Below are 24904 nucleotides of genomic sequence, written 5' to 3'. Positions count from 1 at the left end.
CGAATATCTACAAAAAATGATCTTATATAAAAAATCAAGCAAATTTTAACACACATGTATAAAGAATATTACCCATATCGAATATATGTATTAGATCTCTGCAAGAATTATTTTTACCCCCGTTATAAGTTTACATCATTTAATATTAAGTAAGGCTGAAAGATTTCATTAAATAATTGCGTTATCTTAGTCGGTCGAATAATTAGGCCTTAGTATGATTAAAAAAATAAGAAAAGCATTTTCTAAAGACAATTCCCACAATATAAAATTCAAAGCCGAATTTAAACAATTGCTTGACCTAGAAAAACGATCAAAAAAACGTTTTTCTTTGGATGAAGAAAATCTTTATCCATGTTTATTTGATAATACAACAGATACAGGCTTTGATAGGCACTACGTTTATCATCCTGCCTGGGCAACCAAAATAATCATAAACAATAAGCCTTCTAAACATATAGACATCTCATCTACGCTGCATTTCTGTTCTATGCTCTCAGCAATTTTACCTGTTGAATTTTATGATTATCGACCAGCGAAACTAGAATTACCAAATTTAAAATCGTTATCTGGCGACCTAATGAATTTACCATTTGAATCAGACTCCATTGAATCGTTATCATGCATGCACACAGTAGAGCACGTTGGCCTAGGCCGTTATGGAGACCCTCTGGATTACGATGCGGATATTAAAGCAGTAAAAGAATTGACGCGGGTATTAGCAATTGGTGGCAATTTGTTATTCGTTGTTCCTCTAGGGACAAAAGATGTAATCTGTTTTAATTCGCATCGCATTTATTCAAAGGATCAGGTTTTAAATTTATTTTCAGATCTGGAACTTAAAGAATTCACATTAATTCCCGAAGATGAAGCAGATGGCGGATTAGTGCTTGATCCATCAGACGAATTACTTAAAAAACAGTTTTATGGCTGTGGGTGTTTTTGGTTTACAAAAGACTAAAAAGTCAGAGTTTAAAAAAAGTCGCGAATTATTTCGCGACTCTCTTAACATTTATGTATATAAAGTATTAGAATTTAGTAAATTGGAGGGCCAATTATGTACCCTGCTGTACCATTAATATGCTGAATGCCTTTAAAATTAAATTTATATCTACTAGCAACTGAAGGGCTAGTGATGTATCTTAAAACATTTCCTTCGTTAAAATATACCATTCCATTACTTAGGTCGTCTACAATTCTTGTACCGGGTTGGATTGGACTCCCCATTGGATTTTTTGTAACATCTAGATAAGTTCTAATCGGCACAGTGCTTCTCACAAAAAGAGCCAAATATGTATCCATAGACTGGATATGTCTAAGCCTCCCATCCATCACAATTAATATCCTGCCATCATCAGCAAAAGTTAAAATATCTCCCTCGTTCCTAGTGATACGTGTATCTGTTGGATCTGGAGTCGGACTTGTATTAATTCCATACCTTGTAGATGAATACTTTGTTATCACTTGGTTAGGAAATTCTGTATACACATAACGAAGCACTATCTTGCCATTTACCTTGTTTCCAGTAAAAATAGCGTCAGCTTTAACAAATGCAGTCTCCTCTTTATAATCTGACGAGGTTAATTCTTTTTCATATAATTTAACCTCTGATGGATCTGGTTGGATACTTCCATCCCCACTTTGATATTCAGTATAGATTAAAGAAACCACGCAGTTACCAGAGGTAAAGCCTCCGCCGCTTGCTATACTTCTTGTAAAAGAGAAAGAAAAGTTGAATCCTGTAGGTAAGTGAATATTAGGAACTTTTAATCCACTGTTTTCTACAAACTGTGGATCAATGTTAAATGATACAAACTGAATTTGTGCATTTGATTTTAGAGCTAACACTATGAAAGCTAAAATAAAAATATATTTTTTCATATTATTTTTCGTAATTAGCCTTATATTCATTTGCTGTTTCATATTGACCTTGTACACTTTCTAAGCTCTTATGGAACCAGCCATTAATAATAAATTCTTTATCTTTGTCTACGTATATCACCTTGCCTTCTGTTGTTCCTAGCGTAATTGCCAAGAATTTTGTAAGTTTTTCTTTAGATTGATTATTTACATCTGTTTTCCCTATAGCTTCATCAGTTTTAACATCTTTCTTACATCCTTGAAAGGATATGAGCCCAATACTTCCTAAGAGAAGCATGCAAATCTTTTTTTTCATAAGTATTTTTTTTACAAAAAGACAAAGAAAAAATATTAATTTTGATAACTCCTTATTATCATTATTTACTTATTATTAATACAATAGATAAATAATAAAACCACATAGTCGTTAGCGCTTCTCAACATGTTAGATATAGGGATTACTTTAAGAAGGTACAGGGATAAATACAATTACACACAGCAATATGTTGCTGATCTAATCGGAATAAGCAGGGTTGCTTATCGAAAGTGGGAAAATAATGAGGTAGATCTTGCTATGTCGCAATTGATCAAAATCGCCGAACTCTATGAAGTACCTATCCACGAGACCATCATCTAATCGAATTTTAAAAAGAACAAAATAATTCTTTTCAATAAAAAGGCATCATTATTACTTGATGCCTAATCTATTTCGTTAAAAACGGATACTAAAGCATTGGCGAACCAATAAGATAACCGCTTGTACCATTTATATTTTGTATATTTTTCAACTGAAATTGATATCTACTTGCAACTTCAGGGCTAGTAATGTGTCTTATAATATTACCTTCTCTAAAATAACATTTGCCATTTATTGAATCCCAGATAATACTAGTATCAGGTCCGATAGGCAAACCTAAGGGTATGTTTGAGGTAGGATTATAAAGTACTGTATTTGCATTTCTAACAAAAATACCAAGAAATGTGTCCATCGTCTGTATATGTCTTCTTTTACCGTCCAAAACCAAATATATTGGGTCCGTACCAGTATTAACAAACAGGAAGCCCTCAAAAGAAGAAGTTGGTGGACCAGTAGAGGCTACCCCTATTCCGTAGTTAGTATCAGAATTAAATGAGCCGCCTGTATTGCTCCCTTGCCAAACCTCATACTTTAAATATATATTGCCGACTGTTTTATTTGCGGGTAGTGTACAGGCAACAGTATTAACCCACATAAGATTGCTATTCGACCATTCACCGTCATATTTCCATACTGCAGTTGAAATTTCCAAATCAGCTTGACCCGACTCTCTATAAATAACAACGGCTCTAACAGTATTATATAAATCTCCTGACTTTATAAAAGTGAAATTCAAATTAAAGGTTGTTGGAAGGCCGGAAGCAATTGTAAGCCGTCCCTGTGGATTGAGAGAAGAAGCTGGTATAGAAAATTGAGTTATACTAACTCCTGCTATAACTTTGTTTACGAAAAGAATTGTTAACAAAGCAAAAATTATAAATATTGACTTTTTCATTGTTCTAGTTTTTTTCATATTTAAGTTTGTATTCATTAGAAGAATCGTATATACTTTCCATTTTTTCTTTGTTAAATAAAATCCCATTGAAACTAAATTCATGTTTAATTGGATCGTATCCTATTTTATCCTTCTGTACTCCCCATGATATAGATATAAAATTTAAAATTTTCTGAAATTTGTCAGATTTGATTTCAGAAACCTTTTCTGGATTTAAACTGCTTTGATCATCCTTTTTACACCCCTGAGCAACGACTCCGATTGTAATGGCAAGAACTGCAGCTCTAAGCAAAATTTTAACATTTTTTTTCATAAGCTTTTAAAGTTTTTTTTACAAAAAGACAAAGAAAAAATATTAATTTTGATAACTCCTTATTATCATTATTTACTTATTACTAATACAATAGATAAATAATAAAACCACATAGTCGTTAGCGCTTCTCAACATGTTAGATATAGGGATTACTTTAAGAAGGTACAGGGATAAATACAATTACACACAGCAATATGTTGCTGATATAATCGGAATAAGCAGGGTTGCTTATCGAAAGTGGGAAAATAATGAGGTAGATTTTGCGATGTCGCAATTGATCAAAATCGCCGAACTCTATGAAGTACCTATCCACGAGATCATCATACAATCAGTTTTTAAAAAGAACAAAATAATTTCTCTCCAACAAAAATAGGCTGTATCATATTTGTAATTCATTTCGAATTTGTCACGTTGAGCCTGTCGAAACGCCTTGTAAGACATTTAAAGCCGATCCTTCGACAAGCTCTCCGAAGGAGTCCTTTGGACAGGATGACAATTCTATATTTATGATACAGAATCTCTGTTATTTTTTTTCCAGGTTAATGCTCAAAGAAAAAACTATAACCGAATAGCTTCTATTGAATCATCTTTTGTAATTACCTTACAAACACATTTCAGATCGAAATCAGTATAGGCTTCCGTAAATTTCTTATACTTGGTAGGTTTAAACTGAACATCATTATACTTAACCTCATAAGCTATTCCTTTGTTTAAGTATTTTTCTATGATAAAATCTACTTCATTATCATCAGCAGTACGCCAAAAATGTAAATCATTGGCATCATATAACTGCCTTAACCTACAATATATATAATTTTCTAACAACTCGCCTTTGTCTGCTCTATCATTCAGCTTAGAAAAGTTATTTAATAGTGTATTACGCAAGCCATTATCGTTAAAATAAACCTTTGGCATTTTGGTTAATTCTTTCCGTACATTACCATAAAAAGGAGAAAGCAATTGTACTATGAAAGTTTTCTGCATTAAATAAATATAGTTTTCTACAGTGGAGCTGGCCATCTGCAAAGTATTTCCCAGCTCATGATTATTCACCAGATTGCCAGTTTGATCGGCCAATAATCTTGCAAGATGAAAAAATTTAAGTTCTTCCTTAATACCTGCCTCTAAAGCATCCTTTTTCATGTAACTGTTTACAAGCTCTTTAAGCATTTCCTGCTTTTCTTGTTCAGTATCTGCTAAAACTACTGCCGGATAACCACCATAAACCAAATATTCATCAAACAGCGCACTTATACGGTTACGCTGGAGGCCTTGATAAGTAGCCCTTTTTTTCATTTGTTCCCACTCTGCAATTAAATTGTCCTCACCCTTAAAATGCAGAAATTCGTCGAAAGCTAGAGGAAAAAATTCAAATACCTTTTTTCTACCGGCTAAACTATCTTTAAAGCTTTTATCAATATAAAATGCGCTGCTACCAGTTGCAATAATTTTTAATTGTGGAGCATACTTATCATACAAAAGCTTTAAAAAATTGCTGGGGTCTTTTGCATACTGAACTTCATCAATAATAATATACAGCTTTTTACCCGCTGGAACATCTGTAGGCAAAAGGGTATAATTAAATATGTTTTCGGCATGATTATTTACAGCCTCTAATACTGCAGGATCTTCAAAAGTTAAAAAATAAACCAATTCATTGTCTAGGTTTAGCTGTTCTGCTAATTGTTTAACAAGTGTAGTTTTCCCGATCTGTCTTGGCCCTATTACTATAGTGTGCTGGGGCTTATTCAAATGGTCTTTTAAAGATTTTAGTGCCGCTGACCTTTCCATAATTATAAATATCAAGTACAAATATCGATATTTTTAAGATACAAACTCAGTATTATCCGATATTTTTAAGATACAAACTCAGTATTATCCGATATTTTTAAGGTTAAATTTTGAGGGGGTAAAAAAAAGTGGCCTTTTTGAGGCCACTTTTAATTCTATGTTTTGAAAAACTATTACAGCTTTCTCGCTACTTCTACTTGTTCGTAAGCTTCTACGATATCGCCCACCTCGATGTTGTTAAAGTTCTGAATATTTAAACCACACTCGTAACCTTTATTCACTTCTTTCACATCGTCTTTAAAGCGTTTTAACGAGGCCAATTCACCGGTGTACACTACAACACCATCTCTAACAATACGGATTTTGCTGTTACGGGTAATCTTACCATCTAATACCATACAACCTGCAATGGTACCCACTTTAGTAATTTTGAAAGTCTCACGAATTTCAACGTTAGCCACAATTTTCTCTTCAAACTCTGGATCCAACATACCTTCCATTGCCGATTTAATCTCGTTGATTGCATCGTAGATGATAGAATATAAACGAATATCGATCTGTTCAGCTTCTGCAAGTTTACGTGCACCTGTTGACGGACGAACCTGGAAACCGATAATAATCGCATCTGAAGCCGAAGCTAACAATACATCAGATTCTGAAATCTGACCAACACCTTTACTGATGATATTGATCTGGATCTGCTCAGTTGATAGTTTCAACAATGAATCTGCTAATGCTTCAATTGAACCATCCACATCACCTTTAACGATAATGTTAAGCTCTTTAAAGTTACCGATAGCCAAACGACGACCGATCTCATCCAACGTAATGTGTTTCTGTGTACGTAACCCCTGCTCACGTTGTAACTGCATACGTTTGTTTGCAATATCACGCGCTTCGGTTTCACTTTCTAAAGCATTAAATCTATCACCTGCTGTAGGTGCGCCTTGCATACCCAAAACCTGTACGGGTTGTGATGGACCAGCCGACTCAACCTTTTGTCCACGTTCATTAGTTAAAGCTTTAACACGTCCGCTATAACTACCCGCTAAGATTGGATCTCCAACCCTTAACGTACCAGCCTGAACCAATACTGTAGTTACAATTCCACGACCTTTATCTAATGCAGATTCAATTACTGAACCTGTAGCTCTCTTATTTGGATTAGCTTTAAGCTCCAATAATTCAGCCTCTAATAATACTTTATCTAAAAGTAAATCAACATTTAAGCCGCTTTTGCTTGAGATTTCTTGTGATTGATACTTACCACCCCAATCTTCAACCAAAATATTCATTACTGATAATTGCTCACGCACTTTATCTGAATTAGCACCTGGTTTATCAATTTTTGTGAAAGCAAATACCAATGGAACCCCTGCCGCTTGTGCGTGGTTAATCGCCTCTTTTGTTTGAGGCATTACTGCATCATCTGCAGCAATTACAATAATTGCAATGTCGGCAACCTTAGCACCACGGGCACGCATCGCTGTAAAGGCCTCGTGACCTGGCGTATCTAAGAAAGTTACTTTTTTGCCGGTTGGTGTAGTTACCATATAAGCACCAATGTGCTGGGTAATACCACCCGCCTCACCAGCAACCACATTTGCTTTACGAATATAATCCAGCAACGACGTTTTACCGTGATCGACGTGACCCATAATCGTAACAACCGGAGCTCTTTCGATTAAATCTTCTGCTGCATCTTCCTCTTCAATTACGTTCTCTTCATCTTCATCTGGTTTTACGAATTGAATTTCGTAACCAAACTCATCTGCCACAATGGTTAAAGTTTCAGCATCTAAACGCTGGTTAATGGAAACGAACATCCCAAGGCTCATACAAGTACCAATAATTTTGGTAACCTGTACATCCATCATACTCGCTAATTCATTAGCCGTAACAAATTCTGTTACTTTTAATATTTTCGATTGCGATTCAAGTTCGTTTGCGGCCTCTTCTGCATTATAAGCAACATCATCACGTTTCTGACGACGTAATTTAGCGCGTTGTGCAAATTTACCAGATTTCCCTGCTCCACTTAAACGAGCAAGTGTTGCCTTGATCTGATCTTGAATTTCTTTCTCAGTAGGTTCTTCTTTAGGTCCGCTTGGTGTAGCATTTCTATTTTGGAAACCTGGTCTGTTATTGTTGTTATTTCTATTTCCTTGATAAGGAGTTCCACCTTGTCCGGCTGGTCTGTTACCTTGGTATGGTGTACCGCTAGCTGGTCTGTTACCTTGATACGGTGTACGAGGTTGACCTGGTGCACCACCTTGGCCCTGACCTTGCCCTGCAGGATTATTTTGTCCTTGCTGGCCTTGACCACCGTGTTGGCCTGGTTGGCCAGGAGCTCCCGGAGTTTTTTTGCGTTTACGCTTACGTTTAGCGGCTTCACTATCGCTAGATGATGCTACTGGACCGTTTCTTCTATCCGGTGTTGTTGGTAAAACAATTTTACCAATAATATTCGGACCAGTTAATTTAACGGTACGTGCCTTCATTACTTCAGGCTCGTTGCTTACCGGTTTTACCTCAGCTGGTTTTTCTTCCACTTTAGGTTGTTCAACTGGTTTTACAGGCTCTGGTGCTTTAGCCACTAGCGGTTCTACAACTGGTGCTGGTGCAACATGAGCTTCTTCCTTTTTAACCTCAACCGGTTTTTCTTCCACTTTAGGTTGTTCAACTGGTTTTACAAGTTCTGGTGTTTTAGCCACTGGCGGTTCTACACCTGGTGCTGGTGCAACAGGTGTTTCTTCTTTCTTAGCTGGGCGTGTTTTTGAGTTAAGATCGTTTAAATCGATCTTTCCTACAATTTTAACTCCTGGCAATCCAGTTTCTTCAACCTTATCTTCTGCCTTAGTTTCCTTTACTGGCTCTGCTGCTGCCGCAGGTGCTGGAGTTTCTACCTTAGGTGTTTCTACAACCTTTGGTTTCTCTACCGGAGGGGTAAATGATTGAGCATTTTTAATTAAAATCTCTTCATTTTTCTCAAAATCGGTATTCTTCTTCGGCGCTTCTACTGGCTTTTCAGTCTCAGGCTCGTCACGACGTATTTTACCAATCACTATTTGTTTGGCTTCTTCTCTTACGATCTTATCTCCCTGATACTCTTTCAACAAGGCATTATACATGTCTCCCGTAAGTTTAAACATAGGGCTTTTCTCGGCAGAGAATCCCTTTTTGTTTAAAAACTCAACGGCCGTACCCATGCCTATATTAAGTTCTTTAATAGCTTTAATTAAAATGATTGGTTTGTCGTCTGACATTTAGCTCCTGTTATTGTTTTTTATTTAATACAAAAGTAGTGTTTATTTGGCAATTACACCACTTATTCAAATTCTGACTTCAAAATTTGAACCACTTCTTTAATGGTTTCCTCTTCAAGGTCGGTGCGTTTTACTAAATCTTCTACTGTAAGTGCTAGTACACTCTTAGCAGTATCGCAACCGATAGCCTTTAATTCATCAATGATCCAGCTATCAATCTCATCTGAGAATTCTTCTAAATCAACATCCTCGTCGCTTTCTTCTCCAGCCTCACGATACACATCAATTTCATAGCCTGTTAATTTACCAGCCAATTTAATATTGTGTCCGCCACGTCCAATTGCTAATGAAACCTGATCTGGTTTTAAGTAAACCGATGCATGTTTGGTTTCATCATCCAATTTAATAGAAGTGATTTTTGCCGGGCTTAAAGCACGGGTAATGTATAATGAAACATTATTGGTGAAGTTAATCACATCAATGTTTTCGTTTTTCAACTCGCGAACGATACCATGGATACGGGATCCTTTCATACCTACGCATGCTCCAACCGGATCAATACGGTCATCGTAAGATTCAACAGCAACTTTAGCACGTTCTCCTGGCTCACGAACAATTTTCTTAACGGTAATTAAACCATCGAAAATTTCTGGAACTTCCTGTTCGAACAGGCGTTGCAAAAATTCTGGTGCTGTTCTCGAAATGATAATTTTCGGATTGGCATTGATCATTTCTACTTTAGAGATTACTGCTCTCACAGAATCGCCTTTTTTGAAATAATCTGCAGGAATCTGCTCTGTTTTAGGCATTAAAAGTTCGTTACCTTCATCATCTAAAACCAAAGTTTCTTTCTTCCAAACCTGGTAAACTTCTCCTGTTACAATTTCACCTACTCTATCTTTATATTTTTTGAAGATTTCGTCTTTCTCTAACTCTAATACTTTAGACACCAAAGTTTGACGGGCAGCTAAAATTGCTCTACGACCAAAGCTTTCTAAAGTAATCTGTTCGATATAATCATCGCCAACCTCTAAAGTGCTGTCTAATTTAGAAACTTCAGCAAGCTCGATCTCTAAATCATCATCCTCAGAAAATCCATCTTCCATTACTTTTCTTGTTCTCCAGATCTCCAAATCCCCGTTATCTGGATTCACGATAACATCACAGTTTTCGTCTGTTCCGTATTTTTTACGCAACATGCTACGAAAAACTTCTTCCAGCACACTGATCACCGTTGGGCGATCTATATTTTTGAAATCTTTAAACTCTTGAAAAGAGTCGATCAAATTAATTGTTGTAGTACTCATTTTTTTAATTATGATTAAATCGATTGTTAAGATTACACAGATTATCTATGCAACAAGCCAATCCTACTATTTAAAACTTACTAAAACTGTTGTTTCTAATATATCATTAAACGGTACAACTGTTTGCATTGTTACCGCCTTTTTCCCTTTTTCTTTAACTGATTCTTCAATCAGCAGATTATTTTCTGTAACTGCTAGCAGTTTCCCTTCTTTTTTTAATCCTTCTTTCAGCTTAATGCTTACCGTACGGCCAATATTTTTATTGTATTGACGGATTAATCTTAAAGGCTCGCCAACACCTGGCGAAGAAACTTCTAAATTATAAGCCTGTTCTATTGCGTTTTCTTCTTCGAGATGAAAACCAACATGCCTGCTTATGGCCACACAATCCTGTATGCTAATGCCTTCGTCGCCATCAACATGAATAATTAGTTTATTGTTTGGCAACATTTTTACTTCAACCAGAAAGAGTTCTGGCCGATCTGCTATTTTTTCCTCAACGAGGGCTGCAACTCTCTTTTCTACCTGCATATTTTAACCTGATTTCATAGAAAAAGGGGACACTGTCCCCTTCTCTTTTCTTCGATTACGATGCAAATGTACTAATTTTTTAGAAAAAATCAAACACCTGTACTAATTATTATGCTGATTATTACCGTTTAAGTGTTTGTCGCTGCGCTTTTAAATTCTGCTTACCATTTCCTATAATCAGATCGCCTACGGTTGCAAATTTTATTCCGATGTAACTCTCAACCAGATATTCTTTACCTTTAAGAAAGGGCTGATCAGGATTAAAAATTAATGAATCACCAAGAATTTTGATCTTTCCAGGCACTTCCAGCTCATCTTGTACACTGTCCAGATCGCCTGGTTTTATTAAAACAGAAACCAAATTAAGTGTGTCTGCATTATCCTGATAGGCATTTTTAACTTTTAAAAGACTTGCCTCATCAATATTTTTAATTATTATTGATGAACTATCCCCAGAAAACTTAATTATTGGCCTGTTGTTTGCATTCGAACATGAAAGTGCAAATAGGACAACAGCAATTGCGGCCTGGTATTTTAAAAAGCATTTAAACATTTACAAAAATAAACAATTATGAGATTTATTATCGAAATCCTTTTGATGGGATTAGCCTTTTTTATTGGAGCAAAATTAGTGCCCGGTGTACATGTAGATAGTTATACTACTGCTATCATTGCTGCTGTACTGGTTGCACTAGCAAATTCAACCATCGGGTTCATTTTAAGGCTATTAACATTCCCTGTTAACTTCTTAACGCTAGGCCTGGTATCATTTATCATTACCGTTTTAATGATTTTATTAGTGGATAACATGATGACCTCTTTTAACACTTCGGGCTTTATCGCAGCAGCGTTCCTGGCCATAGTTGTAGCCTTAATTAAAGCGGTGTTTAGCGCTGTTGTTGGAGAGAAAGATTAAGTTGGGAGTTTTGAGTTGAGAGTTTGGACTAACGACTCCAAGCTCCCAACTCCAAGCTCAAAAACTAACGGATCACTTCTCTCGAAATCACCATTTTCTGAATCTCAGAAGTTCCTTCGTAAATCTGGGTGATTTTAGCATCGCGCATTAAACGTTCCACATGGTATTCTTTTACAAAACCATAACCACCGTGCACCTGTACCGCTTCGATGGTTACATCCATCGCAACTTTCGAAGCAAACAGCTTGGCCATAGAACCAGCCTGTGTGTAAGGTAATCCCTGATCTTTTAACCATGCAGCCTTATAAACCAATAACCTGGCGGCTTCGATCTGTGTAGCCATATCGGCCAGCTTAAAAGCAATGGCCTGATGTTCAGAAATTGGTTTCCCGAATGATTTACGCTCTTTAGCATACTGTGTGGCCAACTCAAAAGCACCCTGTGCAATACCTAAAGCCTGGGCCGCAATACCGATCCTCCCGCCTTCTAAAGTTTTCATGGCAAACTTAAAACCGAAGCCATCTTCACCAATCCTATTTTCTTTTGGCACTTTAACATCGTTAAACATTAAAGAATGTGTATCAGATCCGCGGATGCCTAATTTATTTTCTTTTGGTCCAACGGTAAAACCTTCCATTCCTTTCTCTACAATAAAAGCGTTGATACCTTTATGCCTTAACTCAGGATGGGTTTGTGCAATAACCAGGTAGGTTGATGCGGTACTTCCGTTGGTAATCCAGTTTTTTGTACCATTCAGCAGATAATAATCGCCTTTATCTTCGGCTGTTGTGCGCTGCGAGGTGGCATCAGATCCAGCTTCGGGCTCTGATAAACAAAAAGCACCTATTTTTTCTCCAGCTGCCAATGGCTTTAAATATTTTTCTTTTTGGGCTTCGCTACCATAAGCCTCTAATCCATAACAAACCAATGAGTTGTTTACCGAAACCACCACAGATGCAGAGGCATCTATTTTAGAAAGCTCTTCCATTACCAAAACGTAAGAAATGGCATCTAGTCCGCTTCCATTATATTTTTCGCTCACCATCATCCCCAGGAAACCAAGTTCTCCTAATTTTTTTACCTGCTCGGTCGGAAATTTCTGATGTTCGTCTCTTTCGATTACCCCAGGCTTTAGTTCTTGCTGCGCAAAATCGCGGGCAGCCTGCTGGATCATTAATTGCTCTTCACTTAATTCAAAATGCATAACATTTATGTATAAAAGGTTAGTAAATCAAATGTAGCATTAATGATCGAAATTACTATGGCTGCATAGCAATTTATTTTTAGCTTCATCTGGTTTATATAAAAGCAGGACTACGATCAAAATACGCCGATACTTTTTATTTTTTAGAAAGCAATAGCAGCAGTACTTCGATTCCTATAACCCCTCCCTTTAATCAAAGATAGCAGCACCATTTAGCCACTTAAACCAGGCAGCAGCGGCAGCTCCAGATCCTTCATCTGGACTATAGCGAATGACGGGACTGGAATTGACCCAAAAGCCTCTAAACTGCTTTTCAAAAAAACTGTTTAATTGTTAAGCAATTGTTTTTTTGGAAAGCAAGGGCAGCAATAATTCGGTTCCGGTAGCCCTGCCCTTTGCTTAATCCAGATGGAAGAATCTGGATAACGCTGTCGGTCAGGTTTATTTAACCAAAGATAGCAGCACCATTTAGCTGGCAGTAGCGACAGCTCCAGATTTATTTACTTATTTGGCCCGCGTTAAGGATGGAAGCGGCATCTCCCAATGTAAAATCGGGAATAAAAACAGCGTTAAAACTCCCAAAGAAAAAAGAATTATTTAGCTTTTTTCTTAGTCAAGATCAAGAACAAACTTAAACTCCCTAAAACTAAAATCAACAGAACCTGAGATGAATGAATGATAGTAGAATAGGCCAGCCCATCTTTAAAAGATATGCCATACAACACCAATGACTGGGCAACCATCCAATGAAAAACGCCAATACCGCCCTGAACGGGGGCTGCCATGGCAAAACCAGAAAAAACAATTGCAGTAAATGCGGCACTAAAATGCAATCCAGAGGTAGCTTGAATGGAAGAAAAGGCAAAATACATGGATAGTGAGTAGAAAAGCCAAATGCCCAAGGTATAAGTTAAGAACAGGCCTTTTTGCTTTAGCTTACTGTATGAGCCAAAACCCTGACGGAGGTTTACAAAAATGCGCAGGAATTTTTTACTGAATTTTTGACGGAGAAAATAGACCGCGACTATAATAAGAGAAAGAATAATAATGCCAATTCCAACCAGCCACAAATAATTAATGGCCCCTAATTTTTTAACAAGGTTAAGATAAATTACATTGTACAAAAAATCGGAAACGATATCGTACTGGAAGATCAACATTGCTACGCTGGTGAGAAAAAGCACAAGTACATCAAAAAGCCGTTCTGTAATTACAGTGCCAATAGAGGCAAACATCGGTACCTTTTCTGTTTTATGAATAACAGAGCATCGGCCAATTTCACCAAACCGGGGTAATGCAAGATTAGCCAGATAACCGATTATTACGGCATGGTAGGCATTCCAGAAACTTACTTTGTAATGGATAGACTGATACAGCATCTGCCAGCGCAAAGCCCTTAACACATGGGCAATCAAAACAGCAAGGGCAGAAATAACTACCCAAAAGTAATTGGCCGTTTTAATTTCCTGCCAAATCTTTTCTAAATCCTGACCCCGAAAAGCTAAATATAAAACCACTATCCCGATTAAAAACAGGATGATATATTTTAGCGCTGTTTTGAGGTCGAATATCACAAGGTTATTTTAGCAAATGGTTGTTATCATCAGGAAAAACCAATATTGGATTATATTTTTTGGCTTCTTCTATTGGTAATGAACCGTATGACATGATGATGAGAACATCGCCTAGTTGTGCCAAACGGGCTGTAGCACCATTTAAACAAATGGTTCCGGTTTTACGTTCGCCTTTAATTACATAGGTTTCGAAACGTGCGCCATTATTATTATTTACAATCTGCACCTTTTCATTAGCGATAATGTTAGCTGCATCCATCAAATCTTCATCTATCGTAATACTGCCAACGTAGTTTAACTCGGCTTGTGTTACCCTAACACGGTGTATTTTCGATTTTAATATTGTGATAACCATTCGGCAAAGTTAGTAATCAGTTTGGAGTTTAACTAACGGAAGATGTAAGAGAGATATAATATGGAAAATGGATGATGGAAAAAGGGCAATAACTACATCATCCCTCTTACCTCTCCCATTTTACATTATTTTATAATCATATTATCAATCAGCCTGGTCGACCCTACTTTCGCAGCAACCAAGGCAACTAAGTTATTTTCGTCTTTTGATTTTGCCGGCTCGAGGGTATTGCCGTTGGCAATTGTAAAATAATCGAGTTCCACACCTTCAATATCCTGATAGTATGCTTTTGCCTTATCCACCAGCTCTGCAAGTGAATATTCATTAAAATGATCAATAACGAACTGTAGCGATTTACTCAATACAAGCGAATGCTTGCGGTCATCGGTTGATAAATGGATATTCCGGCTGCTCATGGCTAAACCATCCTCTTCGCGGATAATCGGACAGGTAATGATGGTGATGGGCAGCTTAAAATAAGCCAGCATATTCTTGATCATTAATACCTGCTGAAAATCTTTCTGTCCGAACATGGCCACATCGGGTTCAACGGCATCAAACAGTTTTTTTACAATTTGTGTTACCCCTTGGTAGTGGCCTTTTCTAAATTCGCCTTCCAATAGAAATTCGGCATTGCCCAAATCAATGTGCCAAGCTTCGTCGGCCCCGGCGGGATACATTTCCTCTACATTAGGCATAAACACACCGTTACAACCAGCATCTGCTAACATAGCTAAATCGTGTTCGATTGGGCGCGGGTATTTCTCTAAATCTTTAGGATCTGTAAACTGTGTTGGATTTACAAAAATGCTACAAATAATAACATCGGCATTGTGTTGCGCCAATTTTATCAACGATATATGGCCATTGTGCAAAGCACCCATGGTAGGCACAAGCGCTATTTTTTTACCTGATGCTTTTAAGGGTTTTAAAAAAGCCTTAAGTGCTGCTTTGGTTTTAAATATTTCCAATTTGGACAAAGTAAATTAAAGCCGTAAAGGTGTAAATTAATCTAAACGAAACCAAACAAATGCTTGCTATATTGATAAATAGTATTATTATGCTTACCTTTGCAGCTCATTATCTTTTATTTAACTTAATATTTTCTTAGAATATGGAGATGGCAAAAACGAAGCTGCTGATTGTTACACACGAGATGTCGCCTTTCCTCGAGCTTACTAAAATTTCTGAAATTACGCGCCAATTACCACAAGCAATGCAAGAAAAAGGATTCGAAATCCGTATCTTGATGCCTAAATTTGGTAACATCAACGAAAGAAGAAATCGCTTACACGAAGTAATCCGCTTATCGGGAATGAACATCATTATAGATGACAACGATAATCCTTTAATCATTAAAGTAGCCTCCATCCCAGCTGCACGCATGCAAGTTTATTTCTTAGACAATGAAGAATATTTCCAACGCAAACAAGTATTTAGAGATGCAAGCGGAAAATTCTTCGACGACAATGACGAGCGTACAGTTTTCTTCTGTAAAGGTGCATTGGAAACTGTTAAAAAATTAGGCTGGGCACCAGATATCGTTCACTGTCATGGCTGGATGAGTGCATTGGTTCCTGCTTATATTAAAACGACTTATAAAAACGACCCTACTTTTAAAAATTCTAAAGTAGTATATTCTATTTATGAGGATGGCTTTACTGAGAAATTAAATGCTGATTTTTCTAAGAAAGCGGTGATGGCTAATATGACTGAAGATGATACGAAAGCATTCTTGCCATCTGATTGCGACAGCATGCACATTGGTGCCATAACATACTCAGATGCAGTAGTTTTAGCAGATGAAAACCTAAATGCAGCTATGTTAAAATTTGTTAAAGATTCCAATAAGCCAACATTAGCTTTTAACTTAACCGAGAATTTTGAAAACTTCTATACTTTTTATGAAGAAATTTCGAATGACGAATTGGTTTCACTTGCTTAATTAGGTATTATTATTTTAAATATGAAATTTACAAAACAAGACTTATTAACCCTGTTGATAGGTCTTTTTCTTTTTGCATCATGCAAAAACCCTGACGGCGTGGGTTTAGATGTTGATCCAGCTACAGCCATTACCGGAACGCTGGTGGTATCTCCAGTTAAGTCTCAACTTGTAAAAGAAGACGCTGCCAATACCTACGGATTAAACCGTTACCCGTTAGGATATATGATTGATCCTGATTTTGGAAAAACGGAGGCTGCCCTAGCATTAACGGTTTACCCAGTGAGTATGAGTTACGATTTCGGTACTGCTCCAGTATTAGATTCTGCAGTTTTGGTATTAAAAATAGATACCACTTCTACCTTGACCAAATTTTACGGAGATACCGTCAACTCTAAATATAGTATTGATGTTTTCCAACTAACCAACAAAGTTGCCAATTATAAAAGCTCTGATGAGCAGGCGCACAATAGCACATTACTCGGAAACTTTACAGGTAAGATTGCCCCTAATACCAAACCAAAGGTATTTAATATCATTACAGGCAAACCTGATACACTAAGAACAGTTCCAGCTCAAATCAGAATTCCTTTAAACAAGGCATTTATACAAAACGCCATATTAAACTTAGGTACCGCCGGAACAGCAACAGATGCTAAGTTTTTAGAGTCATTTAAAGGTTTGTATGCACAGATCAACAAAACATCTTCTACAGGAGTTGGAGGGATTGCATTCTTTAACTTTTCGGGAACAGACTCTTACCTGCAACTGGTTTGGAAAAAAACAAACTCATCAAGCGGCGTAGACACTACAAGTGTAAATTTCCCTGTCGGAAAGTTAGTTTCAAACGCTAGTGGAAGCGCAACGTTAATTTCGGGAGTAGCAGCGAATATTAAACACGATTACACAGGTACGCAAGTGCAAACACAAATTGATGTTCCTGCTCCAACAGATCCAACTCAACAATATAATGTAACCTATTTGCAGGGTTTAGCTGGCGTAAAAACTAAGCTAACTTTCCCACAATTGGCAAGTTTTACCAGTACTTACGGAAAAGCAATTATTAATAAGGCAGAGTTAGTTGTAGAGATTGGTGGTACTGCCCCAGCATACCCTTTTAATGCGGCTCAACGACTTTCTTTATATCGTTGGGATATTGCACAACAAGCCGCCGACATACCTGATTATACAACATTCTCAAGTAGCGCTTCTGGCGGTGCAGCACTTTTTGGTGGTTATTTTGATTCGTTAAAGAAACGTTACATCTTTATTATAACCAATTATGTTCAAGGCTTAATTGATAAAAACGTCGAAGATTATGGCACATTCCTAGCCCCTACATCCTATACCGATTTCCAGAGAACATCTAGTGCCACATCTGCTGAAAGATCGATTATAGGCGCTAGTAATACTACTGCAAATAAGCTAAAGTTAAATATTTACTATACTAAAATTAATTAACGATTTTAGTGTTATTATAAGAAACTCCTGCTAGCAAGACTGGCAGGAGTTTTTTTTTGTAGAATTATCTAGAACCAATGAAATAAGCGCATAAAAAAAGCTACCTCTCATCAGGCAGCTTTTTTGTATTCACAAAACCCCTTAATTAAAAAGGAAGATCTCCATTTTCATCTGATGGGCCAATTGTAAATTCATCTTCAATTTTAGCTTCAGCGCTTTGATGCGTTGGTGTAGTTGGACTTTGCTCGAAATCACTTTTTCTACCTAACATGGTAAAGTTTTCGGCCACAATTTCTGTTACATATTTTTTAACCTTTTCTTTATCTTCAAAGGATCTTGTTCTTAACTTACCCTCTATATAAACCAGTTTGCCTTTTTGCAGGTATTTTGAAGCTACTTCTGCTAAGCCACGCCATAATACAATATTGTGCCACTCCGTTTGTTCTACTCTTTTACCGTCTTTGTTGTATGTTTCCGATGTAGCTAATGGAAAACTGGCTACTGTTACGCCACCGTCTAAATGTCGCACTTCAGGGTCTTTGCCTAAGTGGCCTACTAAAATAACTTTGTTAATCCCAGACATAAATATTTTTGGTTAGTTGTTTCGTTGTGTAAATGCGCACCGAATAAGCTGGTTAGTTATTCCATTTTGTCCTTATAAAAATATTCCAGAACAAAATCATGGATTACTTTTGGTTGCGGTAACTCATCTAATTTACTTAAAGAAACCCAATTAAGTTCCTTTTGTTTACTAAAGTTAAATATATAATTTTTTAATACAAAAAATTGTATATGGATTATTTGGTGAGTTAATATGTGCTTTTTGGCTCTTATAAATGTAAAATCAGCCTCATTTCCGAATACAGATTTCACCCGATCGATGAATAATGAATCACTCCACTTGTATTCTTCTGTAGTTTCCACGCTAGGGAAATCATATAAATGCTGCCATATATCCCCTGCTTGTCTTTCTCTGATTAATACTTTTTCATCTTCAAAACAAACAAAATAATTTATATACCGATGTTTTTGTTCGGCTTTTCGGATTTTAACCGGCAACACATTTACCTGGCCATGGTTAAAGGCATAACAGCTTTGATTGAGTGGACAAATACCACAATTGGGCGATTTCGGCTTACACTGCATAGCTCCAAACTCCATAATAGCCTGATTATACAGGGCTGGGTCTTCTTTATAGAGCAAATCATTAGCTAGCGCATAAAACTCTTTTTTGCCGGCTGGGCCATTTATTGGCGTAGCTAAACCATAGAACCTGGAGAGTACCCGAAATACGTTTCCATCTACTACAGCCCGTGCTTCTCCAGACGAAAATGAAGAGATGGCAGCAGCTGTATATTCACCAATTCCTTTTAATTTTATGAGCTCATCATGTAGATTTGGGAAGATTCCATCGTAATCTTTCACCACAATTTGAGCGGTTGCATGCATATTCCTTCCCCTCGAGTAATAACCCAAGCCTTGCCAAAGCTTCAAAACTTTGGCCTCAGTAGCACTGGCAAAATCAGCAACTGTAGGAAAATTCTCCAAAAACTTATTAAAGTACGGAAGCCCTTGCTCTACTCGTGTTTGTTGTAAAATAACCTCTGATAACCAGATGGTATAGGCATCATTGGTATGCCTCCAGGGCAAATCTCTCTTGTTTATTAGGTACCAATTGATGAGTTCATTTTGAAATGTCATTACTGCAAATTACGGTCTATTTATCCGATTAAAAAAAAACTTGCAATTGCCTGATAAGTTCAGCAATAAAAAAATCATCTTTTATTTCCCTATCTCATTAAAAAGCAATACTTTTGCAACCCCAAAACAGTAGTAATATTAAAACATAATAATATAATAAATAATAAAATATGACTAAGGCAGATATTATTTCAGAAATATCAACAAAAACCGGAATTGAGAAGGTTGATGTACAGGAAACAGTGGAGGCATTTTTCAAGGTTATCAAAACCAGCATGATTGGCGGGGAAAATGTATACGTTAGAGGCTTCGGAAGCTTTGTTGTTAAAAAGAGAGCGCAAAAAACTGCGAGAAATATCTCGAAAAACACTGCAATAATTATCCCAGAACACTTCGTTCCAAGCTTTAAACCAGCAAAAGTATTTGTTGATAAAGTGAAAAGTAATTCAAAAAAAATTAACGTAGAAGCCTAAGTCTTATATATGAATAGCAACATCAGATCAAAACAAACCATTGTTATTGGAGCGATTGTATTGCTTGTTGCATTCTTATTTACAAGAGACATTAAGGGTTTGGTTAAACCAACGGAAGAAAATGGAAAAATGCCTTCCAGTGGCCCAATGGCCGGAGCAGCTTCTCCATCAACAACATCGGTACTAAACCTCGAAACTTCATCTACTGCTGCAAAGAATGTGATCAATAAAAATTTGGCTACAGATATTACAGCTTTAGAAAATAGCTACAAGGGCGCAAATGGTGCAGAAAAGATTGAACTTGCTAAACAACTGGCTCAGAAATGGGACGATGTTGAACAGATTACTCCATCTGCACTGTATTTAGAAGTTGTAGCCGAAGGCGAACCATCATCAAAATCATGGTTAGCTGCCGGTAATCAATTTATAAAAGCTTTTGAAAGCACTCAAGATAGTATAGCGCAGCCTGCTTTATTGCAGAAAGCCAATGTATCTTACAAAAATGCATTAGAGAAAGACTCTACAAACATTGAAGCCAAAACAGGCTTAGGTGTAACTATAGTAAACGGTTTGGGCGCACCAATGCAAGGTATTGCAATGTTGTTAGAAGTTGTTGCTAAAGAACCTAAAAATGTAAAGGCGAATATGAATTTAGGATTGTTCTCGATAAAATCAGGTCAGTTTGATAAAGCAATTCCTCGTTTTAACACCGTAATTGCCGCTGCTCCAACCCCTGAAGCCTATTTTTATTTAGGAACAGCTTTAGAAAATTTAGGCAGAAATAAAGAAGCAGTAAATGCTTACCTATCAAGCAAAAAATTAGCGGCTAACCCAACCTTATCTTCATTCATTGATAAGAAGGTGGCTGAACTAAAGAATAAAAATTAATTAACAGATTAATAAAAACATTTAAAACTTAAAACTATGCCAAGCGGTAAAAAAAGAAAGAGACATAAAATGGCTACCCACAAACGTAAAAAACGTTTAAGAAAAAACAGACATAAGAAAAAATAGTTTCTTATTTTGAAGCCAGTTAAACCTCATAGTAAACACTATGAGGTTTAAACAATTTATATGATTTTTTTATTGTATATCTTTTTGGCTACATCACTGTTTTTATTTACTATCCATTTGTTAATAGGCGAAAGCCTTAAATCTGTAGCTGTTGGTAAAAGAATTAATTATCAATTCGACTCCTGCCGGAGTTACCATAGCGTTGATTGAAGACAAACACCTTGTTGAGCTTCACAAAGAACAAATCAATATTAACTACGCTGTAGGCGATATTTATTTAGGCCGCATTAAAAAAATTATGCCCGGTCTGAATGCTGCTTTCGTGGATGTTGGTTATGAAAAAGATGCTTTTTTGCATTACTTTGATTTGGGCCCTCAGGTACAATCTTTAATTAAGCTAACGAAGATCAAGCGTAATGGCTCGGTTACAGGCACATTATTAGATAATTTAAAGCTAGAAGCCGATATTAACAAGGCAGGCAAAATTTCTGATGTGCTCAGTAAAAACATGCTCCTACCTGTACAAATTGCTAAAGAACCAATTTCTACAAAGGGGCCACGTTTAAGTTCCGACATTTCGATTGCCGGCAGGTATGTGGTACTGGTGCCATTCTCCAATACCATATCTGTATCAAAAAAAATTAAAAGTAATACCGAACGTAATCGTTTAAAAAAGATTATTGAAAGTATTAAACCTCAAAATTTTGGGGTCATTATCAGAACCGTTTCTGAAGGCAGAGGGGTTGCCGAAATGCAAAAAGATCTTTTAGATTTAATTGCTAAATGGGAAAACTTCATTAAAAAAATGCCATCTACCGAACCTGCAAAAAGAGTTTGGGGAGAAATGGACAGATCATCTACGTTAATCCGTGATATTCTGAACCCTGATTTTACAAACGTTTACGTAAGTACACCAGAGTTGTACGATGATATCCGTTCTTATGTTCACGATATTTCTCCTGAAATGGAAAAAATCGTTAAACTGTACAAACAGAAAGAACCTATCTTCGATCATTTCGGTGTAGAAAAGCAGATTAAAAATGCTTTCGGAAAAACGGTAAACTTACCAGGTGGAGCTTACCTAGTTGTAGAGCACACTGAAGCACTTCACGTTATAGACGTGAATAGTGGAAACCGTACTGCCAGTAAAGAAAATCAAGAAGAGAATGCTTTACAGGTAAACAAAGAGGCGGCTAAAGAAATTGCCCGTCAACTGCGCTTGCGCGATATGGGTGGTATTGTGGTAATCGATTTTATCGATATGCACAAACCAACAAACCGTAAAATGCTATTCGATTATTTGCGTGAGCTGATGTTATTGGATAGAGCCAAACACACTATTTTGCCTCCAAGCAAATTTGGTTTGGTACAAATTACCAGACAACGTGTGCGTCCGGAAATGAATATTGTTACGGTAGAAAAATGTCCGGCCTGCGATGGGACTGGAGAAATTAAAGCAAGTATCATTTTAATGGATGATATTGAGAACAACCTTAATTATATTTTAAGAGAGCAGAATGAAAAAGGTGTAACACTTTGTGTACACCCATACATCGAAGCTTATATTACAAAAGGCATTTTCAACCTTCAACGCCGCTGGTTCTTTAAATACGGCCAATGGATCAAAGTTAAGGCACAATCATCGTATCACTTAACCGAGTTTCACTTCATCTCAGCAAAAGATGAAGAGATTAAATTATAACTCAAAACACATTTAACTGAAAGCCTGGATTTTTAAATTCAGGCTTTTTTGTTTACGCGAATTACAAATCCCCACTAACAGCCAAAAAAACAGGAAGGTTAACTAAGTACTTTAAACCTGACAGGAACGGGCATCCCGATTTAAGCACTGTTCTTTTGTTTTTTTATTGTGTGCTTGCTTGTTTCACAGGTTTCTATCGGAATAAAGTGGATGGCAGGACTTTCGTCACCGATATACACAGAAACCTGCTTTCCAAAAAAGAACAGCAATTTAATCATTGTTTATCTGAAACATTATCTCATTTATTAGAAAAGCAGATACAGAAGCCATTGGGTTACAGCGGTCCCGCCATTTGTTATAGCCCCGATAAAGAATCGGGGGCTGCCACTTCTGTCGGATTTAAAACTGAAAAGTCTATCTAAGTTATTTCAAGTGCATTCGTCTACCACTAAATTGTTCAAAAAAATAAAAATACTTTCGAGCTTGAAAAGTTAAATTCGTAATCTAAAATTTTAATCAATTGGCAAAATCAAAAAGTGCATTTTTCTGTCAGAGCTGTGGCTACGAATCGGCAAAATGGCTGGGTAAATGTCCATCATGTAACCAATGGAATACCTTTGTAGAAGAAGTTGTAGAAAAGAGCTCAGCTTCTGTTCCAACCTGGAAAAGCGATGCCACTGGCCGTAAATTAAGCAAACCGAGCAAGGTTGATGAAATACAATCATCAACAGAACGCAGAATATTAACTGGCGATAAAGAATTGGACCGCGTTTTAGGTGGTGGATTGGTAGAAGGATCGCTGGTATTAATTGGTGGCGAACCCGGCATAGGAAAATCAACCTTAATGCTTCAGCTTGCTTTAAACCTAAAAGGAAAGAAACTACTGTATATTTCTGGCGAAGAAAGCGAACAGCAGATTAAAATGCGGGCAGAAAGGATTCAGGAAAGCCCATCATCCAACTGTTACATTTTAACAGAAACTTCTACACAGAATATATTTAAACAGATCGAAATTCTGGAACCTGAAATTTTGGTTGTAGATTCCATTCAGACTTTGCATTCAGCTCATATCGATTCAACACCAGGCAGTGTATCGCAGGTAAGGGAATGTACTGCCGAACTATTACGTTTTGCAAAAGAAACTGGCGTACCTGTTTTTCTTATTGGCCATATCACTAAAGATGGCGCCATTGCAGGGCCTAAAATACTCGAACACATGGTTGATACGGTTTTGCAGTTTGAAGGCGACAGGCACCACGTTTATCGCATTCTAAGATCTATCAAAAACCGTTTTGGTGCGGCAGCAGAATTAGGTATCTACGAAATGCAGGGCAGTGGTTTAAGAGAAGTTTCCAATCCTTCAGAGATTTTGTTATCACAACGCGACGAAGAGCTGAGCGGAATCGCCATAGCCGCAACCTTAGAAGGCGCCAGGCCGATGTTGATTGAAACCCAGGCCTTAGTGAGTTCGGCAGCATATGGAACCCCTCAACGTTCTGCAACAGGCTTTGATACCAAAAGGATGAATATGCTTTTAGCTGTTTTAGAAAAACGCTGTGGTTTTAGGCTAAGCACACAAGATGTTTTCTTAAATATCGCCGGCGGAATTAGAGTAGAAGATCCTGCAATTGACCTGGCTGTATTAATTGCCATTATTTCATCGCATCAGGATATCGCTGTGTCTTCAAAAAATTGTTTCGCTGCAGAGGTAGGTTTATCAGGAGAAATAAGAGCAGTAAACAGAATCGAACAACGCATTGCCGAAGCAGACAAATTGGGTTTCGAAACCATTTACATCTCTAAATACAATTTGAAAGGAATTGCTACAGAAAAATACAACCTTGAGATAAAAGCAGTAAGTAAAATAGAAGAAGTGTTCAGTCTTGTTTTTGGATAAATAAAAGGTGGGGAAACAACTCAACAACATTCCACACAAAGAAGATAATATTCTACACTTCTACA

Annotated in this window: 25 protein-coding genes; 10 read left to right on the top strand and 15 right to left on the bottom strand. The window is 37.0% G+C overall.

Going from position 1 to position 24904, the window contains the following annotated elements; translation table 11 throughout:
* Window positions 1-214 precede the first annotated feature (214 nt).
* Window positions 215-958, top strand: a complete 744-nt coding sequence (locus EZ456_RS08250; RefSeq protein ID WP_131529094.1) for a DUF268 domain-containing protein — start codon at window positions 215-217, stop codon at window positions 956-958.
* A gap of 74 nt (window positions 959-1032) precedes the next feature.
* On the opposite strand, the gene EZ456_RS08245 is transcribed toward EZ456_RS08250, so the two are convergent.
* Both EZ456_RS08245 and EZ456_RS08240 read right to left on the bottom strand, forming a co-directional pair.
* On the bottom strand, window positions 1033-1878 hold the full coding sequence (locus EZ456_RS08245) for a hypothetical protein (RefSeq protein ID WP_131529092.1): 846 nt from the start codon (window positions 1876-1878) through the stop codon (window positions 1033-1035).
* Window position 1879: 1 nt separating this feature from the next.
* Window positions 1880-2173, bottom strand: a complete 294-nt coding sequence (locus EZ456_RS08240; RefSeq protein WP_131529090.1) for a hypothetical protein — start codon at window positions 2171-2173, stop codon at window positions 1880-1882.
* 126 nt (window positions 2174-2299) lie between these two features.
* On the opposite strand from EZ456_RS08240, the gene EZ456_RS08235 reads away from it, so the two are divergent.
* Entirely contained in the window at window positions 2300-2494 is a 195-nt protein-coding gene (locus EZ456_RS08235) for a helix-turn-helix transcriptional regulator (protein WP_131529088.1), read from the top strand.
* Window positions 2495-2582: 88 nt separating this feature from the next.
* On the opposite strand, the gene EZ456_RS08230 is transcribed toward EZ456_RS08235, so the two are convergent.
* Complete coding sequence (locus EZ456_RS08230) at window positions 2583-3389, bottom strand: hypothetical protein (RefSeq protein ID WP_205945051.1); 807 nt, start codon at window positions 3387-3389, stop codon at window positions 2583-2585.
* A 4-nt stretch (window positions 3390-3393) separates the two neighbouring features.
* Complete coding sequence (locus EZ456_RS08225) at window positions 3394-3702, bottom strand: hypothetical protein (RefSeq protein ID WP_131529084.1); 309 nt, start codon at window positions 3700-3702, stop codon at window positions 3394-3396.
* A 133-nt stretch (window positions 3703-3835) separates the two neighbouring features.
* Here EZ456_RS08225 and EZ456_RS08220 point away from each other — a divergent pair, with 133 nt between their 5' ends.
* The gene (locus EZ456_RS08220; protein WP_131529082.1) at window positions 3836-4075 is read left to right on the top strand and encodes a helix-turn-helix transcriptional regulator; all 240 of its coding nucleotides are present in this window, start codon (window positions 3836-3838) and stop codon (window positions 4073-4075) included.
* 185 nt (window positions 4076-4260) lie between these two features.
* Here the strand turns inward: EZ456_RS08220 and EZ456_RS08215 are convergent, their stop codons facing one another.
* The 5 genes from EZ456_RS08215 to EZ456_RS08195 all read right to left on the bottom strand — a co-directional run bounded on the left by EZ456_RS08215 (window position 4261) and on the right by EZ456_RS08195 (window position 11150).
* Window positions 4261-5493: an ATP-binding protein gene (locus EZ456_RS08215; protein ID WP_131529080.1), complete on the bottom strand. Its 1233-nt coding sequence runs from the start codon at window positions 5491-5493 to the stop codon at window positions 4261-4263.
* Between the two features lie 173 nt (window positions 5494-5666).
* Entirely contained in the window at window positions 5667-8759 is a 3093-nt protein-coding gene (gene infB, locus EZ456_RS08210; RefSeq protein WP_131529078.1) for a translation initiation factor IF-2, read from the bottom strand.
* 62 nt (window positions 8760-8821) lie between these two features.
* A complete protein-coding gene (gene nusA, locus EZ456_RS08205) occupies window positions 8822-10066 on the bottom strand; it encodes a transcription termination factor NusA (RefSeq protein ID WP_131529076.1) in 1245 nt (414 codons plus the stop codon).
* 66 nt (window positions 10067-10132) lie between these two features.
* On the bottom strand, window positions 10133-10597 hold the full coding sequence (gene rimP, locus EZ456_RS08200; protein WP_131529074.1) for a ribosome assembly cofactor RimP: 465 nt from the start codon (window positions 10595-10597) through the stop codon (window positions 10133-10135).
* A gap of 121 nt (window positions 10598-10718) precedes the next feature.
* A complete protein-coding gene (locus EZ456_RS08195; protein WP_131529072.1) occupies window positions 10719-11150 on the bottom strand; it encodes a hypothetical protein in 432 nt (143 codons plus the stop codon).
* Between the two features lie 18 nt (window positions 11151-11168).
* Here EZ456_RS08195 and EZ456_RS08190 point away from each other — a divergent pair, with 18 nt between their 5' ends.
* Window positions 11169-11513 (top strand): phage holin family protein, encoded by a 345-nt coding sequence (locus EZ456_RS08190; protein ID WP_131529070.1) that lies wholly within the window; start codon window positions 11169-11171, stop codon window positions 11511-11513.
* Between the two features lie 64 nt (window positions 11514-11577).
* Here EZ456_RS08190 and EZ456_RS08185 read toward each other — a convergent pair whose 3' ends face one another.
* From EZ456_RS08185 to panC, 4 genes are all read right to left on the bottom strand, one after another.
* Entirely contained in the window at window positions 11578-12717 is a 1140-nt protein-coding gene (locus EZ456_RS08185) for an acyl-CoA dehydrogenase (RefSeq protein ID WP_131529068.1), read from the bottom strand.
* Between the two features lie 593 nt (window positions 12718-13310).
* Window positions 13311-14291 carry a lysylphosphatidylglycerol synthase transmembrane domain-containing protein gene (locus tag EZ456_RS08180; protein WP_131529066.1) on the bottom strand — a complete coding sequence of 327 codons (981 nt, stop codon included), beginning with the start codon at window positions 14289-14291 and terminating at the stop codon, window positions 13311-13313.
* Between the two features lie 4 nt (window positions 14292-14295).
* Window positions 14296-14646: an aspartate 1-decarboxylase gene (gene panD / locus EZ456_RS08175; protein WP_131529064.1), complete on the bottom strand. Its 351-nt coding sequence runs from the start codon at window positions 14644-14646 to the stop codon at window positions 14296-14298.
* Between the two features lie 125 nt (window positions 14647-14771).
* Complete coding sequence (gene panC / locus EZ456_RS08170) at window positions 14772-15617, bottom strand: pantoate--beta-alanine ligase (protein ID WP_131529062.1); 846 nt, start codon at window positions 15615-15617, stop codon at window positions 14772-14774.
* Window positions 15618-15766: 149 nt separating this feature from the next.
* On the opposite strand from panC, the gene EZ456_RS08165 reads away from it, so the two are divergent.
* Entirely contained in the window at window positions 15767-16591 is an 825-nt protein-coding gene (locus EZ456_RS08165) for a glycogen/starch synthase (RefSeq protein WP_225876495.1), read from the top strand.
* Window positions 16592-16612: 21 nt separating this feature from the next.
* Window positions 16613-18052, top strand: coding sequence for a DUF4270 domain-containing protein (locus tag EZ456_RS08160; protein ID WP_131529058.1), 1440 nt, complete (start codon window positions 16613-16615; stop codon window positions 18050-18052).
* Between the two features lie 145 nt (window positions 18053-18197).
* Here EZ456_RS08160 and EZ456_RS08155 read toward each other — a convergent pair whose 3' ends face one another.
* Together EZ456_RS08155 and mutY are read right to left on the bottom strand one after the other, a co-directional pair.
* The gene (locus EZ456_RS08155; RefSeq protein WP_131529056.1) at window positions 18198-18635 is read right to left on the bottom strand and encodes a single-stranded DNA-binding protein; all 438 of its coding nucleotides are present in this window, start codon (window positions 18633-18635) and stop codon (window positions 18198-18200) included.
* Between the two features lie 56 nt (window positions 18636-18691).
* Window positions 18692-19753: an A/G-specific adenine glycosylase gene (gene mutY, locus EZ456_RS08150; RefSeq protein WP_131529054.1), complete on the bottom strand. Its 1062-nt coding sequence runs from the start codon at window positions 19751-19753 to the stop codon at window positions 18692-18694.
* A gap of 170 nt (window positions 19754-19923) precedes the next feature.
* Here mutY and EZ456_RS08145 point away from each other — a divergent pair, with 170 nt between their 5' ends.
* The 4 genes from EZ456_RS08145 to radA all read left to right on the top strand — a co-directional run bounded on the left by EZ456_RS08145 (window position 19924) and on the right by radA (window position 24839).
* Window positions 19924-20226, top strand: a complete 303-nt coding sequence (locus tag EZ456_RS08145; protein WP_025143406.1) for an HU family DNA-binding protein — start codon at window positions 19924-19926, stop codon at window positions 20224-20226.
* A 9-nt stretch (window positions 20227-20235) separates the two neighbouring features.
* On the top strand, window positions 20236-21114 hold the full coding sequence (locus EZ456_RS08140) for a tetratricopeptide repeat protein (protein ID WP_131529052.1): 879 nt from the start codon (window positions 20236-20238) through the stop codon (window positions 21112-21114).
* Between the two features lie 277 nt (window positions 21115-21391).
* Window positions 21392-22942 (top strand): Rne/Rng family ribonuclease, encoded by a 1551-nt coding sequence (locus EZ456_RS08135; protein ID WP_131529050.1) that lies wholly within the window; start codon window positions 21392-21394, stop codon window positions 22940-22942.
* A 520-nt stretch (window positions 22943-23462) separates the two neighbouring features.
* Window positions 23463-24839, top strand: a complete 1377-nt coding sequence (gene radA, locus EZ456_RS08130) for a DNA repair protein RadA (protein ID WP_131529048.1) — start codon at window positions 23463-23465, stop codon at window positions 24837-24839.
* The last annotated feature ends 65 nt before the right edge of the window (window positions 24840-24904 follow it).

It is taken from the genome of Pedobacter psychrodurus (assembly GCF_004331735.1).
Lineage (GTDB): Bacteria > Bacteroidota > Bacteroidia > Sphingobacteriales > Sphingobacteriaceae > Pedobacter > Pedobacter psychrodurus.
Note: the sequence above shows the minus strand (reverse complement) of the source record. Positions and strands in the feature narration are given on the sequence as shown.

Excerpts from the sequence above, each read along its gene's own strand:
- EZ456_RS08250 (WP_131529094.1), top strand. The coding sequence starts at position 215 with ATGATTAAAAAAATAAGAAAAGCATTTTCTAAAGACAATTCCCACAAT.
- EZ456_RS08245 (WP_131529092.1), bottom strand. The coding sequence starts at position 1,878 with ATGAAAAAATATATTTTTATTTTAGCTTTCATAGTGTTAGCTCTAAAA.
- EZ456_RS08240 (WP_131529090.1), bottom strand. The coding sequence starts at position 2,173 with ATGAAAAAAAAGATTTGCATGCTTCTCTTAGGAAGTATTGGGCTCATA.
- EZ456_RS08235 (WP_131529088.1), top strand. The coding sequence starts at position 2,300 with ATGTTAGATATAGGGATTACTTTAAGAAGGTACAGGGATAAATACAAT.
- EZ456_RS08230 (WP_205945051.1), bottom strand. The coding sequence starts at position 3,389 with ATGAAAAAGTCAATATTTATAATTTTTGCTTTGTTAACAATTCTTTTC.
- EZ456_RS08225 (WP_131529084.1), bottom strand. The coding sequence starts at position 3,702 with ATGAAAAAAAATGTTAAAATTTTGCTTAGAGCTGCAGTTCTTGCCATT.
- EZ456_RS08220 (WP_131529082.1), top strand. The coding sequence starts at position 3,836 with ATGTTAGATATAGGGATTACTTTAAGAAGGTACAGGGATAAATACAAT.
- EZ456_RS08215 (WP_131529080.1), bottom strand. The coding sequence starts at position 5,493 with ATGGAAAGGTCAGCGGCACTAAAATCTTTAAAAGACCATTTGAATAAG.
- infB (WP_131529078.1), bottom strand. The coding sequence starts at position 8,759 with ATGTCAGACGACAAACCAATCATTTTAATTAAAGCTATTAAAGAACTT.
- nusA (WP_131529076.1), bottom strand. The coding sequence starts at position 10,066 with ATGAGTACTACAACAATTAATTTGATCGACTCTTTTCAAGAGTTTAAA.
- rimP (WP_131529074.1), bottom strand. The coding sequence starts at position 10,597 with ATGCAGGTAGAAAAGAGAGTTGCAGCCCTCGTTGAGGAAAAAATAGCA.
- EZ456_RS08195 (WP_131529072.1), bottom strand. The coding sequence starts at position 11,150 with ATGTTTAAATGCTTTTTAAAATACCAGGCCGCAATTGCTGTTGTCCTA.
- EZ456_RS08190 (WP_131529070.1), top strand. The coding sequence starts at position 11,169 with ATGAGATTTATTATCGAAATCCTTTTGATGGGATTAGCCTTTTTTATT.
- EZ456_RS08185 (WP_131529068.1), bottom strand. The coding sequence starts at position 12,717 with ATGCATTTTGAATTAAGTGAAGAGCAATTAATGATCCAGCAGGCTGCC.
- panD (WP_131529064.1), bottom strand. The coding sequence starts at position 14,646 with ATGGTTATCACAATATTAAAATCGAAAATACACCGTGTTAGGGTAACA.
- EZ456_RS08165 (WP_225876495.1), top strand. The coding sequence starts at position 15,767 with ATGGCAAAAACGAAGCTGCTGATTGTTACACACGAGATGTCGCCTTTC.
- EZ456_RS08160 (WP_131529058.1), top strand. The coding sequence starts at position 16,613 with ATGAAATTTACAAAACAAGACTTATTAACCCTGTTGATAGGTCTTTTT.
- EZ456_RS08155 (WP_131529056.1), bottom strand. The coding sequence starts at position 18,635 with ATGTCTGGGATTAACAAAGTTATTTTAGTAGGCCACTTAGGCAAAGAC.
- mutY (WP_131529054.1), bottom strand. The coding sequence starts at position 19,753 with ATGACATTTCAAAATGAACTCATCAATTGGTACCTAATAAACAAGAGA.
- EZ456_RS08145 (WP_025143406.1), top strand. The coding sequence starts at position 19,924 with ATGACTAAGGCAGATATTATTTCAGAAATATCAACAAAAACCGGAATT.
- EZ456_RS08140 (WP_131529052.1), top strand. The coding sequence starts at position 20,236 with ATGAATAGCAACATCAGATCAAAACAAACCATTGTTATTGGAGCGATT.